This window comes from Acinetobacter sp. RUH 2624, assembly GCF_000162375.2.
GTDB lineage: Bacteria > Pseudomonadota > Gammaproteobacteria > Pseudomonadales > Moraxellaceae > Acinetobacter > Acinetobacter nosocomialis.
The window spans coordinates 1,332,202-1,346,911 of sequence record NZ_KI391939.1; the positions used below are offsets into that span (position 1 = coordinate 1,332,202).

The 14,710-nt window shown below is 36.7% G+C and carries 13 protein-coding genes; 9 read left to right on the forward strand and 4 right to left on the reverse strand.

All coding sequences use genetic code 11. The features are described 5' to 3' along the window. Positions 1–33: 33 nt before the first annotated feature. The gene (locus HMPREF0014_RS12935; protein ID WP_000129946.1) at positions 34–1,242 is read right to left on the reverse strand and encodes an aspartate aminotransferase family protein; all 1,209 of its coding nucleotides are present in this window, start codon (positions 1,240–1,242) and stop codon (positions 34–36) included. Positions 1,243–1,469: 227 nt separating this feature from the next. Between HMPREF0014_RS12935 and grxD the strand changes: the two genes are divergently transcribed. Next, entirely contained in the window at positions 1,470–1,811 is a 342-nt protein-coding gene (grxD, locus tag HMPREF0014_RS12940; RefSeq protein ID WP_000138830.1) for a Grx4 family monothiol glutaredoxin, read from the forward strand. Positions 1,812–1,857: 46 nt separating this feature from the next. Here the strand turns inward: grxD and HMPREF0014_RS12945 are convergent, their stop codons facing one another. Further along, positions 1,858–2,181 (reverse strand): hypothetical protein, encoded by a 324-nt coding sequence (locus HMPREF0014_RS12945; RefSeq protein ID WP_002050660.1) that lies wholly within the window; start codon positions 2,179–2,181, stop codon positions 1,858–1,860. A gap of 241 nt (positions 2,182–2,422) precedes the next feature. Between HMPREF0014_RS12945 and HMPREF0014_RS12950 the strand changes: the two genes are divergently transcribed. Then, entirely contained in the window at positions 2,423–3,322 is a 900-nt protein-coding gene (locus HMPREF0014_RS12950; RefSeq protein ID WP_002050716.1) for a LysR family transcriptional regulator, read from the forward strand. Between the two features lie 57 nt (positions 3,323–3,379). On the opposite strand, the gene map is transcribed toward HMPREF0014_RS12950, so the two are convergent. Beyond that, on the reverse strand, positions 3,380–4,174 hold the full coding sequence (gene map / locus HMPREF0014_RS12955) for a type I methionyl aminopeptidase (RefSeq protein ID WP_004886926.1): 795 nt from the start codon (positions 4,172–4,174) through the stop codon (positions 3,380–3,382). A gap of 352 nt (positions 4,175–4,526) precedes the next feature. Between map and brnQ the strand changes: the two genes are divergently transcribed. The 3 genes from brnQ (at position 4,527) to HMPREF0014_RS12970 (ending at position 6,943) form a co-directional block, all read left to right on the forward strand. Beyond that, the gene (brnQ, locus tag HMPREF0014_RS12960) at positions 4,527–5,828 is read left to right on the forward strand and encodes a branched-chain amino acid transport system II carrier protein (RefSeq protein ID WP_004886924.1); all 1,302 of its coding nucleotides are present in this window, start codon (positions 4,527–4,529) and stop codon (positions 5,826–5,828) included. A gap of 191 nt (positions 5,829–6,019) precedes the next feature. Then, entirely contained in the window at positions 6,020–6,439 is a 420-nt protein-coding gene (locus HMPREF0014_RS12965) for a heme-binding protein (protein WP_002050687.1), read from the forward strand. A 258-nt stretch (positions 6,440–6,697) separates the two neighbouring features. Then, positions 6,698–6,943 carry a hypothetical protein gene (locus HMPREF0014_RS12970; RefSeq protein ID WP_000949688.1) on the forward strand — a complete coding sequence of 82 codons (246 nt, stop codon included), beginning with the start codon at positions 6,698–6,700 and terminating at the stop codon, positions 6,941–6,943. A 33-nt stretch (positions 6,944–6,976) separates the two neighbouring features. On the opposite strand, the gene HMPREF0014_RS12975 is transcribed toward HMPREF0014_RS12970, so the two are convergent. Beyond that, positions 6,977–7,432 carry a hypothetical protein gene (locus HMPREF0014_RS12975; protein WP_004708460.1) on the reverse strand — a complete coding sequence of 152 codons (456 nt, stop codon included), beginning with the start codon at positions 7,430–7,432 and terminating at the stop codon, positions 6,977–6,979. A gap of 137 nt (positions 7,433–7,569) precedes the next feature. On the opposite strand from HMPREF0014_RS12975, the gene HMPREF0014_RS12980 reads away from it, so the two are divergent. From HMPREF0014_RS12980 to HMPREF0014_RS12995, 4 genes are all read left to right on the forward strand, one after another. Beyond that, positions 7,570–8,430 (forward strand): alpha/beta fold hydrolase, encoded by an 861-nt coding sequence (locus HMPREF0014_RS12980; RefSeq protein WP_006580893.1) that lies wholly within the window; start codon positions 7,570–7,572, stop codon positions 8,428–8,430. Between the two features lie 224 nt (positions 8,431–8,654). Continuing rightward, positions 8,655–11,513: a phosphoenolpyruvate--protein phosphotransferase gene (gene ptsP, locus HMPREF0014_RS12985; protein ID WP_006580894.1), complete on the forward strand. Its 2,859-nt coding sequence runs from the start codon at positions 8,655–8,657 to the stop codon at positions 11,511–11,513. A gap of 14 nt (positions 11,514–11,527) precedes the next feature. Further along, positions 11,528–12,475 (forward strand): 1-phosphofructokinase, encoded by a 948-nt coding sequence (pfkB, locus tag HMPREF0014_RS12990; protein ID WP_004886917.1) that lies wholly within the window; start codon positions 11,528–11,530, stop codon positions 12,473–12,475. Continuing rightward, entirely contained in the window at positions 12,462–14,180 is a 1,719-nt protein-coding gene (locus HMPREF0014_RS12995) for a fructose-specific PTS transporter subunit EIIC (RefSeq protein ID WP_004886914.1), read from the forward strand. The genes pfkB and HMPREF0014_RS12995 overlap by 14 nt, the downstream gene beginning before the upstream one ends. Positions 14,181–14,710 lie beyond the last annotated feature (530 nt).

A 14,710-nucleotide genomic window follows, 5' to 3' on the forward strand; every position in this document is an offset into this window, starting at 1 on the left:
GCGATTAACGCCCATTTTTATTGTCTTTAAAAATTAAAGATAATTCGTAATTAAAGCAACTAAACGCTCTAGCAAAATATCAGCTTGAGCCTGTGTCATGTTAATTGGAGGTAATAAACGAACCACCGAACCTGCCGTAACGTTAATAATAAGTTTGTATTCATCACGAGCAATCGCAACAAGTTCAGCACAATCTTTAGGTAGTTGAATACCGATCATCATACCGAAACCACGTACTTGCACATTCTTATCCGACAATTGGGCACGTAATTGATCAACAATATAATTACCTACTACTGCTGCATTCTCTACCGCATTTTCCTTCTGGATTGTGTCAATTACCGTATAAACCACACGAGAACCCAATACTGTACCGCCATAAGTAGAACCATGACTGCCTGGCCCTAACAAACCTACAGCCTTACCTTGAGTCATTACAGCACCTACAGGGAAACCATTACCCAATCCTTTTGCTGTAGTTAAAACATCCGGAATAATATTTGTATGTTGATACGCAAAGTATTTACCGGTACGACCATTACCAGTTTGGATTTCATCTAGCATCATCAACCAGTTATGCTGATTACAAATTTGGCGAACTTCTTCTAAATAGCTAAATCCTTGAGGTGCAGTATTAATACCACCTTCACCTTGGATTGGTTCAATTAAAATAGCAACGATATCTGGATGCTGTAAGGCTGCCTCTTGAATGGCTTCAATGTCACCAAATGGGACTCGAATAAAGCCTTCCACCAAAGGTGCAAAACCGTCTTGTACTTTCTTGTTACCAGTTGCAGAAAGTGTCGCCAAAGTACGACCATGAAATGATTGTTCAGCAACAATAATCTTTGGCAAGCTTATACCTTGTTGAGTACCAAATTTACGAGCAATTTTAATCGCTCCTTCGTTTGACTCAGCACCACTGTTTGAAAAGAAAATTTCTTCCATACCTGAAACCTCAGCAAGCTTTTGCGCCGCCGCAGTTTGCCATGGAATTTCAAATAAATTGCTCGTATGCACGAGAGTAGCTGCTTGTTCTGCAATAGCTTCTGCAATAGCTGGATGAGCATGTCCTAGTCCACATACAGCAATACCAGTAAGTGCATCTAAATATTCTGTACCATCTTGTGTATAAAGATATGCCCCTCGGCCTCGGACAAAACTGATCGCTTGGCGACCATAAGTAGCCATTAAGTGTGTTGGTTGATCAGGTTGTACTGGAGCCAGGGTAATATCAGTCATCACGAACTCTTTCTGTATGAGGTTTTAAGAAGGGTTTATATAAACAAAAACTTGCACTGATGAAAAGTCTCATCCTTCATTTATCTAAAATTTCGTCTGCTTTTTGCTATCGCTTCGGTTTATACAATAAAATATTGAATATTCTGTGCAACTTTAAGCAACAAGGCGGTTTGCAAAGCGATGTGAACACCCCCTATAATGCTGCAAGATTAGTTGAGGATCTATTTATGACTGAACAAGCACGTGATACTGAAGCGTTAATTCGCGATCAAATTGCGAAGCATCCCGTTTTACTTTACATGAAAGGCACTCCACAGTTTCCACAATGTGGTTTCTCTGCACGTGCAGTAGAGGCGCTCAGTCAAATTGGTCGTCCATTTGCATATGTGAACATCTTAGAAAACCCTGATATTCGTGCAACTTTACCAAAAATTGCAAACTGGCCTACTTTCCCACAATTATGGGTAAACGGCGAGCTTATTGGTGGTAGCGATATCATGCTTGAAATGTTCCAAAATGGCGAATTAAAACCATTAATCGAACAATACAGCGCAGCTCCAGAAGCTTAATAATAAAAAAGCCAATCGAAAGATTGGCTTTTTTATACTTATAAATTTAACAATCACTTATACCGATATAACGAAATAGTCCATCAACACCAAGATCTGCTTTTAAAATAGTTAAATTTTTATACGGTGTGGTAGTTATCGCTTCAAAAATATTCATGTTCGGATCTTCATGCAACTCATCTACGTTTTGATTCATAACTTCTTCAAAACGATCAGCTACAAATTCAAAGCCTAAATCCATTGCAATAAACAATGTATGTTCACAAGGTTGGACGTACTGCTCTTGTGTCCAATCAATAACTGAAAGCTTACAGATTGGGCAAAGGATATTGGCCGATGCATTTTCTAATTCAACTAACTGGTAAGACATACTTTTAAAAAACCGAGAAAAATCTATTTTATGAAAAATAATATGTAAACGCTATATTTGTTTTAAGCTTCATAAAATAAATTACAAAAACATTTCAATGTAATGACATTATAATTTCAAATTATTTAATTCCCTTTACTCTCTTGTATTTATCGGCTTTTTACAAAAAATTAAAATCAAACTTTATCGTTGCAAAACTAATAATGTAAAATCTTTAGTGTTGCATAAATAGGATATTTTAATGCTCACAGATCTTGATGATTTTTATTGTTTTGCCCTTGTTGTTGAGCATGGTGGATTTAGTGCTGCCGAACGTGTTACGGACATTCCAAAATCAAAATTAAGTCGTCGTGTTTATAATTTAGAGGAAAATTTAGGGGTTCGCTTAATTCAGCGCAGTTCTCGTCATTTTGCTGTTACCGATATCGGGATGGATATCTATAGACACGCACAAGTTATGATGAATGCTGCTCAAGCAGCCCATGATTTAGTTGATCACTTAAGTATTCAACCAAGAGGCGTAGTCAAAGTAAGCGTTCCTGTAGACATTGCCCAAAACCAGCTACCTAAAATTTTACCGGCATTCTTAAAAAAATATCCCGAAATTCGTTTACAACTTATTGTAAGCAACCGTCGCGTTGATGTGATTAATGAAGGTATTGATGTAGCTCTACGTGTCAGATCTAAATTAGATGATGACCCTAGCTTAGTACTTAGACAGTTTGCGCTCATAGAACAAAGTTTATTCGCAAGCCAAGCTTACTTAAATGAGTTTGGTAATATTAAGTCACCTGATGAGTTAAGCGATCATCGTATTTTAAGCTTGTCCGAAGAGCATTTAGATCAACAATTTATTTTACATGGTCCAGATAGCCAACTGAAAAAAGTGAAAGTTAGCCCCACTGTAATGGGAACAAATCTTTATATGCTTGCCCAACTTGCAAGTCAGAATTGTGGTATTGCCTTATTGCCAGAAACAGCAGCTGAAGATTTTGTAAAATCGGGTCAGCTTGTACAAATCTTACCGGACTGGAAAGCAGCTCACGGTATATTTCATGCTGTTTACCCATCTCGTAGAGGATTACTCCCAGCAGTGCGTGTATTTATTGATTATCTTGTGGAACATCTCTCAGAGCATTAATAAATTAAGCTCCATAAAAAAGTTCGATAATATATCGAACTTTTTATTTTATAACGATTAAATTTTTGGATAATTTCCTACCCCTTCTGGCCAAGGTGTAAGTAGCTCAAAACCTGTATCTGTAACTGCAACCATATGTTCCCATTGAGCAGATAAAGAAAGATCTTGAGTAATGACGGTCCAACCATCATTTAATTCTTTAACTTGAGGTTTGCCTGCATTCACCATAGGTTCAATTGTAAAGACCATACCTTTCTTTAGAACCAAACCTTGTCCACGTTGTCCATAATGCAGAATATTAGGCTGCTCATGGTAAACTTTACCAATGCCATGCCCACAATACTCTCGAACAATGCTATAACCCTCGCGATGAGCAACCGATTGAATAGCGTAACCAATATCACCTAAAGTAGCGCCAGGTTTAACTGCATGAATACCAGCAACCATTGCCTCATAAGTTGTTTCAACCAACTTTTTCGCATGTGGATTTACGTTTCCAACGTAGTACATACGGCTCGTATCGCCAAAGTAACCATCTTTAATAATCGCTACATCAATATTAATAATATCGCCATCTTTTAAAACTTTATTTGGAGATGGAATACCATGACACACTACTTCATTGACTGAAGTACATATTGTTTTTGTGAAACCGTGATAACCAACATTGGCTGGTATGACCTTTAAAGTATTTACGATGTAATCATTGCAAATATTGTCTAAATACTCAGTTGTTACGCCTGGCTTAACGTACTTCCCTATCATTTCTAAAACTTGTGCAGCCAAATGCCCAGAAATTCTTAATTTTTCCAGATCTTGTTCTGTTTTAATTGTAACAGTAGAAGCTCTCATTCAATTTTATCCTCGTAGGCACTGTTTTGATCACACCTACAAAAATGTTAGTTAATTTATAGTATTTTAGAATGGATATATGATAGGCGGAAAGCTTTAAATGTCCAAATATTCAACATTCATAATAGTATTTTATATTTTTATTTTTACATAATTTTTTTAAAAAATCAGAGTTAAAAACTATTTTCTCTATTTCTTTCAAAGGTTTTTCAAATAGATAACTTAACCAGTTGATATTTTTCATATCTCTGACTGATTTAGAAAACTTGAAAAATCTCTTTTTCACATAAAATAGCGCTTGATCATGCTCTCTTTTACTCTAAAATTCTTTCTTTTTTGTTAAATTTAATTTATGCAACAACTTCGTACTGGAGATATTATTGCCTTAGGTTTTATGACCTTTGCCCTCTTTATTGGGGCAGGTAATATTATCTTTCCTCCCATTGTCGCACAGCAAGCTGGTGATCATGTATGGTTAGCGGCCATAGGCTTTTTGATTACTGCTGTTGGCTTACCCGTAATTACGATTATGGCACTCTCTCGCATGCAGGGTTCCATTGAAATCATTAGTTCACCTTTAGGCCGTATCGCAAGTCTGATTTTAACAGTAGTATGTTATTTATCAGTTGGTCCTTTATTTGCTACACCACGAACTGCAACAGTTTCTTATGAAATTGGTTTTTCCTCTTATTTCGGAACATCAAGCAGTAGTCTTTTAATTTATAGCGCAATCTATTTTACATTTGTTACTTTAGTTTCGTTATATCCAAACAAGCTTTTAGATACAGTTGGACATGTTCTAGCACCTCTAAAAATTATCGCTTTAGCAATTTTAGGTATTGCAGCGGTTATGATTCCTGCGGGCTACGTTCCTGCTCCAATTAATCATTACGTTAACTCTCCTGTTTCGGAAGGTTTCGTAAATGGTTATCTTACTATGGACACTTTAGGTGCTTTAGTATTTGGTATCGTTATTATTCAAGCAATTTATTCGCGTGGTGTTACAGATAAAAAGCTAGTCACCAAATATGCAATTATTGCTAGCCTTATTTCAGGTGTTGGTCTTACTTTAGTGTACTTAAGCTTATTTAAATTAGGTTTAGGTAGTCACGAAGTTGCTCCAAATGCCGCAAATGGTGCTGTAATTCTGCATGCCTATGTTCAACATGCTTTTGGAAATATGGGTTCATTATTCCTAACTGGACTTATTTTCTTAGCGTGTATGGTAACTGCAATTGGTTTAACTTGTGCGTGTGGTGAATATTTTGCTCAACTCACCAAGTTACCTTATAAGCTTTTAGTATTTATCTTAGTTGGTTTCTCTTTCATTATTTCTAATCTTGGATTGACCAAACTCATTGCTGTATCAGTACCGGTTTTAAGTGCAATTTATCCACCAGCTATTGTGGTTATTATGCTCAGTTTCTTCTGGAAATTTTGGCATAAACCATCTTTTATTGTTGGTTCAGTAACAAGTATTGCTTTAATTTTCGGAATTATCGATGGGCTTAAGGTTGCGGGTTTTGGAGATAATCTTCCTATGTTCCTTCAACATTTACCATTAAATGAACAGAATTTAGCATGGTTGATCCCATCTTTAGTTGTTCTTGTGGTAACTACCCTTATCGACAAAGTTAAACATAAAAGCATTTAACCTGGTGTTTTTTTGAAATCGAGTTTTACCCAAACATGATTTTATATATTGAATAAAATGCTGCGTTTACCCAACCAGCATTTTATTTCCAACACTAGTATTTAATGACAATTCAACTATAGATATAATTAATTTTTGCTGTAATATTACATTAAAATAATTTTTAGCTTACTCAGTAAAGAAGAGCATAAATGAAAAGTAAATATTATTTAACATTAGCAGATGCAGAGTTTTTAATGGAAGAAGCTCAAAAATATGCAATCGAACACAACTTCAAAGTCAGTATAGCTATTGTTGATGAAACAAGCTCTTTATTACTTATGAAACGCCTAGATGGTGCCTCTCCTCTCAGTACACATATATGCCTAGAAAAGGCTAAATGCTCATCAATGAGTGGCCGTCCGTCAAAATTTTACGAAGAACTTCTTCAAAATGGCCGTCTTGGTTTCTTAAGTCTACCAAGTGCTAAAGGTATGCTAGAAGGCGGAAAAGCGATTATTTATGAAGGCCAGATTTTAGGTGCAATTGGTGTTTCTGGTGTCCAATCTTTTGAAGATGCTGAAATTGCACAACACGCAATTGATGTCTTCTTAAAGAAACAAAGCAACTAAAGTAAATTGAGAGAAAAGAGAAATTATTACACTTTTCACCTAAAAATTTCTCTTTTCTAAAATATTAAGTATTTTATACAAAAATATTTAATATTTACCTTTTTTATACCTTAACTATTTATAAATATAGAGGTTTTCATAAAACTGTTCAAAAATTTTTCAATTGACTATTGAATTAAGCTAAAAATACAAGTACAACATTAAACTTATTCTTGACTAAAACATTCGGTTTTAGCGCAACCACAAGGAGGGATGGAGATGTTATCATTACATTTCAACAAACAAGTCTTCATTAACACTCTGAACAGTAAAGATTCAGTTGTTTATGGAGTAACAACACTTGCTCTTATGCTGACTCTACTGTTTCAAGGTATGATTAAAGGGAATCTGAAACCCGAATACTTTATGTATGCCATGGTTGTTTCTTTTGTATTTTGTGTATGGGCCTTTGTCGACCACAAAATGCGAAAATTAGCTAAAAGACGACTTAGTCAACAGAAATAAGAATTCAAAAATGGATGAGCAATCATCCATTTTTTATTTATTTAAAAATAGAAAAATCGTTCCCATTACCAAAATAGCAGTTGCCAGCAGCTCAGTAATAATTAAAGCAATCATCATAAATGTCATCAGCCATGTCGGCAAATTAACCTGCCCTAACCTATGCGGTTGTTTAAACTGATTGGTCGTATCCTGTAAAAACCCATGAATGATATAAACTAAAATTGAGAAACTAAAAAACAGTATATTTGCCAATACACACCATACAGCAATATCCTCATTTAAAACCGTGAAATAGCTCAATACAGCTAGAATGAGCGTAGCTGCTGCATAAAGCAAACTGCTTCTATGTGCAATATCTACATAATAATGTGCACGGCTTAATTCAGAACGGCGAATTTGCCAATATTTCCATACCCCGGTTAACATTCCTATCCATAAAAAGACACCACTAAAAACAATAGCCAACTGTACGGCTTTCGATAAATCCATCATTTCCTTTATTCGTTTTATTAAAATTTGATGAGCTATATAACATAAATCTTGACTTTATAGTCACAATTTAATCAAGTGCCTTTTCGGAACTCATGTACATTAAGATAAATGATTAGCCAATTAACTTTAAATCTATGGATAAGACTTTTGAATCTTTTTGGATTACCTGTAAAGATGGTTATCAGCTTGCAGCTCAATTTTATCCTGCTCAAGAAAAGAAAACTGAATATCCTATTCTCATTTGTCCAGCAACAGGTATAACTAAAAACTTTTATCACTCTTTCGCCGCATGGTTAAGCCAACAAGGCTACGATGTATTGAGTTTTGACTTTCGTGGTATTGGCGAGTCCCTACATGGCGCTTTAAAACAAAGCACCGCAAGTATTACCGACTGGGGAACACTTGATATTCCTGCTGCAATTGATGCTTTATTAATAAAAACGAAAGCAAATCAAGTTATTCTTATTGGACATAGTGCTGGTGGACAACTACTAGGAGTCGTACCTAATTATAATAAAGTCGCAAAAGTAATAACGGTTGCTGGTTCAACTGGACATATTAAAGGCCTTAAAGGAAAAACCAAGGTTTTAGCACCAGTTATGTTTAATCTTATCTTCCCTATTTCTAGTCTCGTTAAAGGCTATGGCGCAACTCAATTCATTGGTATGGGAGAAAACCTACCTAAAAAAGTTGCTCAACAATGGCGAGAGTTTTGTAGTCGTCCCGGATATGTAAAAAACGCTATAGGCAAGACGATTTTTCATGATTTTCATTCAGATATTCAATGTCCAATTACTGCTATTTGGGCTGATGATGATGAGATTGCAACCAAACGGAACGTACAAGAATTATTAAGTTTATATCCAAATGCAAATAAAAAAATGATTGAACTTAGCCCAAAAGATTTAGGCTATAAATCAATTGGCCATATGCTGTTATTTAAAAAATCACATCAAAAACTTTGGTCTATTTTAGAACAAGAAATTAAACATTAATCACTGCTTTTATTTTCGCCTCTAAGTCAGTAATCCGGCTTAGAGGTTTTTTTGTATTAAAAACGAGCAGCTTTTTACTTAAATGCGTCGATATACCGTTAAAGTTCTGCTAAGGTAATTCATCTGAAGCTGTTGTCAAAAAACAGGTATATTTACTTGTTTAATGCAAACAGCTTCTTTTTTTCTGTTTTAGCTAAAGCCAAAGAAATTGTTCAAGGATAATTATGCTAGCACTAGAGCCTCAACATATTCATATGAATCAACATGCTGTTGATAAAACACATGCATTAAAGTGTCTAGTAGATATATTAGAAAAAGATGGGTTAGTTACGCCTGAATATATAACGGGACTCATCAATCGTGAACAACAAAGCGCGACTTATTTAGGCCAAGGCATTGCCATTCCCCACGGTACTCCTCAATCACGTGAATATATTTTAAAAACAGGGATTCGCTTAGCCCATTTTCCCGAAGGTGTGATCTGGGATGGAGAAAATAAAATTTATTTAGCTGTAGTGATTGCAGCAAAATCTGATGAACATTTGCAAGTTTTGCAAATTCTTACTCGTGCATTAATGCATGACGTCAGCGAACAAGTAAAGAATGCGTCTAAACCTGAGCAGATTATCGAATTACTACAAGCTCAGCCATTATCTTTAGCACTTCATGAAAATCTTATTCAAACCGAAATCGATGCACAAGATATCGAAGATTTATTTTGGGCAGCTTCTCAAACACTCAAAAAACATAATTTTGTAAAATGTGGTTTTCTAAGTTCACTTGATCCAGAACAAGCCATTCAACTGCAAGATCAAATCTGGTCCATTTCAAGCAATCACTTTGTTCAGCAACCAGCTATTAGTATTACTAAACCATCACAGGCTTTAGAACTAAATGGTAAAAAGCTGAACACCCTCATTTGTATAGCAGCCAATGACCAACTCGATAATGAAAGATTTAATCGTTTAATTGATATTTTATTTAACCCTGAGCAAGTTGCCGAGCTAGATAAAACTCAAACGCCAAACGAAATTGCAAAAATTATTGGAGCTGACGTTGTTCCGGACTGGCCTCAACGTTCAGTAGTATTAGCAAATGCACACGGCTTACATGCCCGACCAGCTACACACTTAGTCAATCTTACAAAAACCTTTCAAGGCGACATCCAAGTTGCAGTAGACGATGGTAGCTTTGTTTCTGCCAAAAGTTTAACTCGTCTTTTAGCGTTAGGTTGTAAGCGTGGCCAAACTCTACGTTTTATCGCTGAGCCAGAAACCGATGCCGTAGAGGCTTTAGATCAAGTTATTTTGGCAGTGCAGCAAGGCTTAGGTGAAGAAGTTGAAGCGCTACCTGTAACCAGTGAAACACCTGACCAACTCCCTGCTCAAACGGCAATATCCAATGCTACAACATTGGGTAACAATACGGGCATTGCAGCATCAAGTGGCTTAGCCTTTGGACCTGTCCATGTGATTAAACCAAAGATTTATCAATATGAACGTATGGGTTCAGGCGTAAAAGTCGAGAAAGAAAATTTAGATATTGCCCTACATGCAGTAAAAAACAATATTCACCAAGTTATAGCCAAAGCTGATGCTTCTGAAATTAAACAAATCTTTCGAGCTCACCTAGAAATGCTTGATGATCCTGATTTAATTAATGGTGTATATCAAAAAATTTATCAAAATTTATCAGCACCGGCTGCGTGGCATGAGCATATTGAAGCTGCAGCTAAAGCACAGGAAGCACTACCAGATCGTTTACTCGCTGAACGCGCAACAGACCTACGTGACATTGGTGATAGAGTTTTAACCCAATTATGTGGTGAAGTAGTAATTGAAGAGCCTAAAGAGCCTTATATTCTAATCATGCATGACGTGGGGCCAAGTGATGTCGCTCGTCTAAACAAAGACCGTGTCGCAGGTATTCTAACTGCTATAGGCGGTGCAAGTGCGCATAGTGCAATTGTCGCACGTGCTTTAGGCATTCCAGCTATTGTTGGTGCTGGTGAACAAGTCCTAGAAATTGATCCGAAAAGCACTTTACTTATTAATGGTGATACTGGAACTTTTGTTTTAAATCCAGATGCAGCGCAAATCGAACAAGCCAAGCAAAAGCGTGAGCAACAGCGTCAAATTCGTGAAGAAGCTGAACGCCATAGCCACGAGCCAGCAATTACCTTAGATCAACACCAAATCGAAATTGCAGCCAATTTGGGTAAAGTTCAAGCGACAGCACAAGCAGTAGAATGTGGTGCTGAAGCAATTGGCCTACTTAGAACCGAACTTGTTTTTATGTCTCATAGCAGTGCACCTAATGAGGCTGTTCAAGAGGCTGATTACCGAGTTGTATTAGATGCACTTGCAGGTCGCCCGCTTGTAGTACGTACATTAGATGTAGGCGGTGATAAGCCTTTACCTTACTTACCAATTGCTGAAGAAGAAAACCCATTCTTAGGGTTAAGAGGAATTCGTTTAACTTTAAGACGCCCTGAGCTTTTAAAACAGCAATTAACCGCTCTACTAAAAGCATCTGATAATCGTCCGTTACGCATTATGTTCCCTATGATTGGACGCGTTGAAGAATGGCGTGCAGCCAAAGCAATTCTTGACGAAGTAAGAGCCCAACATCCATGTGACAATTTACAAGTTGGTATTATGATTGAGGTTCCGTCTGCTGCTTTACTTGCACCGGTTCTTGCACAAGAAGTCGACTTTTTCAGTATCGGCACAAATGACCTGACCCAATATACTTTAGCGATTGACCGAGGCCATCCAATACTCTCAGCGGAAGCAGACGGATTACATCCAAGTATTCTTAATTTGATTGATCAAACAGTAAAAGCTGCCCACAAACATGGCAAATGGGTAGGAATCTGTGGTGAGCTTGCAGCAGACCCGAAAGCTGTACCTATTCTCATGGGATTAGGCGTAGACGAACTGAGTATGTCACCAAATAGCATTCCTTTAGTAAAAGCTCAAATCCGTACACTAAGCTATAGCCATGCTCAAAAGCTTGCACAACAAGCTTTACTATGCGATAGCGCCCCTGCTGTGCGCCAGCTATCTGAACAAGACTTATAAGATTGGGAATAGTAATGGCTAAAATTTTAACAATTACTTTAAACCCTGCAATTGATGTAACCATTCAACTGAATGAGTTATTAGTAGGTGAAGTGAACCGGCAAGAGTCGGTAGAAATTCATGCGGCTGGCAAAGGCCTAAATGTTGCTCAAGTATTAAAAGACTTAGGTCATGATGTAATCGTAAGTGGTTTTTTAGGTGAGCATAATCGACAAATTTTCGATACACATTTTGCACAAGCTCAATTTCAACCCGAGTTTATTTATATTGATGGTGAAACACGTCAAAATATAAAAATTGCTGAGCATTCTGGGCGGATGACCGATTTAAACGGCAAAGGTTTCTTTGTTTCTGAAACAGACAAACAAAGCCTATTTAATAAGATTGAAGTTCTGTTACCACAAGTCGAGGTCGTTGCAATAGCGGGTAGCCTTCCACAAGGTTTTAGTATTGATGAGTTACAACATCTTATTCAACTGATCAAAAAAAATAATAAGAAAGTTGCACTAGATACCAGTGGTAAAGCGTTGGTTGCTGCAATTGAATGTCAACCTTGGATGATCAAACCGAATACCGATGAGTTGGTTGAAAGTTATCAACGTCCTGCCGCAAGCTATGCCGAACAAAGAAAACTTTTTGATAGCTTAACCAATATTGAACATGTGGTTATCTCAATGGGTGAAGATGGCGTAAATTGGTTACACGCCACTCACCCCTTACATGCTCAAGCACCAAAAGTTATTGTAAAAAGTACAGTAGGCGCTGGTGATTCACTCTTAGCCGGCATGATCCATGGACTTGTTAACCAACTGCCTCCTGAAGAAACCTTAAAAACTGCGACTGCCATTGCAAGCCATGCTGTAACACAAATTGGTTTTCGAATCCCTACTCCTGAGATTCTAGACCAACTAAAAGCACAAACTATTATCAATTCATTGAGTGAATCTGATGCAAACTGCTAAACATTTATTATTTGTCACTAATAGTCCGCAACAGCAAGTCAATGCTTTAATCTTGGCTCGTAAACTAGCTTTAGTCGCAACTCAACACGGCTATAAACACAGTGTCATTTCACTCGATGAGTTTGAATCAAGCGATCATTTTGATCATGTCATTATTATTGGACAACAACCTAAAAATCTAAATATTTTTGGTCAAAACGCTTTATCTTTAGTTTCTATTGAAGATATTAAAGATGATGCAGACAAAGCGCTTTTAACAGCACTTGAACACTCAAAACTAGCAAATGAGTGGGAACAAAAACCTAAGCAAGTTTCAAATACATTAACTCATTTTGTTGCCATTACTGCTTGCCCAACTGGAGTTGCCCATACATTTATGGCAGCTGAAGCATTACAACAAGGTGCAGAAAGACTTGGGTATCAAATCGATGTAGAAACTCAAGGTTCTGTAGGTGCGAAGAATATTTTATCACCTCAAGCGATTGCTGATGCCGATATTGTTATTCTTGCTACTGACATTGAAGTCAACACTGACCGCTTTATAGGTAAGCGTGTCTATAGATGTAGCACTGGTTTTGCTTTAAAACAAACCGACAAGGCTTTTGCTGAGGCAATTGCTAATGCTCAGGTTTTAGAACAAGGTAAACAGCAAGCAACAACCGAAAATAAGGATAAAACTGAAAAAGTTGGTGTATATAAACACTTATTAACTGGTGTTTCTTATATGCTGCCTATGGTTGTTGCGGGGGGCTTGCTAATTGCACTTTCTTTATGTTTTGGCCTAAATGCAGCGGAACAAGCTGGTAGTCTGCCAGCCATATTAAAACAGATTGGCGCAGCAGCATTTACCCTCATGGTACCCATGCTATCGGGTTATATTGCATATTCCATTGCAGATCGCCCCGGTCTTGCACCCGGTTTAATCGGGGGTTTATTGGCAGCACAGTTACAAGCAGGATTTTTAGGCGGTATTGTTTCTGGCTTCCTTGCAGGTTATATCGCGTTATTTATTGCTAAAAAAGTTAAGCTCCCAACTAGCTTAGAGTCCCTTAAGCCCATTTTGATTATTCCATTATTAGGAACATTATCTGTTGGACTGATTATGTTCTATGTGGTAGGTCAACCTGTAGCGCATATTTTTGAGTTAATGAAAGATTTCCTCAACAACATGGGCACAACAAATGCTGTATTAATGGGAATTATTCTGGCAAGTATGATGTGTATTGATTTGGGCGGACCAATCAATAAAGCTGCTTATGCTTTTACAGTTGGACTACTTACCACCAATACCTATATGCCAATGGCTGCCACGATGGCAGGTGGTATGGTTCCTGCAATTGGGATGGCAATTGCGACCTTCCTCGCTAGAAATAAATTTAGTACTGGTGAAAAAGATGCAGGTAAAGCTGCGTTTGTGCTTGGTTTATGCTTTATTTCAGAAGGTGCAATTCCATTTGCAGCAAAAGATCCAATGCGTGTTATTCCAACCTGTATTCTAGGTGGCGCAGTAACTGGTGCATTAGTTGCTTTATTTCACTGTGAGCTTGTGACTCCACACGGCGGTGTATTCGTACTACTGATTCCGAATGCAATCAATCATGCGTGGTTGTATCTTGCAGCAATTGCGGCTGGAAGTATCGTAACGGGAGTAAGTTACGCCATCATTAAAAAGAATCAAGAAGAAAAATTATTAACAAAATCATAATTAAAAAAGGGAGAATATAAATTCTCCCTTTTTATTAGTACTCAGTTTTATAGATTATCAATTAATTTGAACCAGATATGTCATCAGTGGTTCTAAGGTAAAACACTAAAAATTTAATTTGAGGCCACACTCATCTTTTAATTTCAAAATTTTTAGAAGTACATTTGGATTTTTCAGATATAATTACCCCTACTCCCAAAAATAATTTTAATATTTAAAATCAATAACTTAAAAACAAATATGCATTAATTTTATAGATAATTCATCAATTATGTTAAATGTATGGTAAATTTTCATTTTAAAAAAACAATTAAATATATGATTAATTTAAATATTTACCTAATAAATGGATTTATTTTTTTAAGTTATGACTTTGTAGACAAAAAATTTTGATAGAAATGTCACGTTCAAAACACGTTTTTTTTTCTACGATTCTCATGCAAACAAATATCGTTCATTTTACGACCAAGCGAGTAGCCAAGTTCAAATAAACGGTAAGGAATAAGTTTTATCAGAAGAGGAAAATTTAT

Excerpts from the sequence above, each read along its gene's own strand:
- HMPREF0014_RS12935 (WP_000129946.1), bottom strand. The coding sequence starts at position 1,242 with ATGACTGATATTACCCTGGCTCCAGTACAACCTGATCAACCAACACAC.
- grxD (WP_000138830.1), top strand. The coding sequence starts at position 1,470 with ATGACTGAACAAGCACGTGATACTGAAGCGTTAATTCGCGATCAAATT.
- HMPREF0014_RS12945 (WP_002050660.1), bottom strand. The coding sequence starts at position 2,181 with ATGTCTTACCAGTTAGTTGAATTAGAAAATGCATCGGCCAATATCCTT.
- HMPREF0014_RS12950 (WP_002050716.1), top strand. The coding sequence starts at position 2,423 with ATGCTCACAGATCTTGATGATTTTTATTGTTTTGCCCTTGTTGTTGAG.
- map (WP_004886926.1), bottom strand. The coding sequence starts at position 4,174 with ATGAGAGCTTCTACTGTTACAATTAAAACAGAACAAGATCTGGAAAAA.
- brnQ (WP_004886924.1), top strand. The coding sequence starts at position 4,527 with ATGCAACAACTTCGTACTGGAGATATTATTGCCTTAGGTTTTATGACC.
- HMPREF0014_RS12965 (WP_002050687.1), top strand. The coding sequence starts at position 6,020 with ATGAAAAGTAAATATTATTTAACATTAGCAGATGCAGAGTTTTTAATG.
- HMPREF0014_RS12970 (WP_000949688.1), top strand. The coding sequence starts at position 6,698 with ATGTTATCATTACATTTCAACAAACAAGTCTTCATTAACACTCTGAAC.
- HMPREF0014_RS12975 (WP_004708460.1), bottom strand. The coding sequence starts at position 7,432 with ATGGATTTATCGAAAGCCGTACAGTTGGCTATTGTTTTTAGTGGTGTC.
- HMPREF0014_RS12980 (WP_006580893.1), top strand. The coding sequence starts at position 7,570 with ATGGATAAGACTTTTGAATCTTTTTGGATTACCTGTAAAGATGGTTAT.
- ptsP (WP_006580894.1), top strand. The coding sequence starts at position 8,655 with ATGCTAGCACTAGAGCCTCAACATATTCATATGAATCAACATGCTGTT.
- pfkB (WP_004886917.1), top strand. The coding sequence starts at position 11,528 with ATGGCTAAAATTTTAACAATTACTTTAAACCCTGCAATTGATGTAACC.
- HMPREF0014_RS12995 (WP_004886914.1), top strand. The coding sequence starts at position 12,462 with ATGCAAACTGCTAAACATTTATTATTTGTCACTAATAGTCCGCAACAG.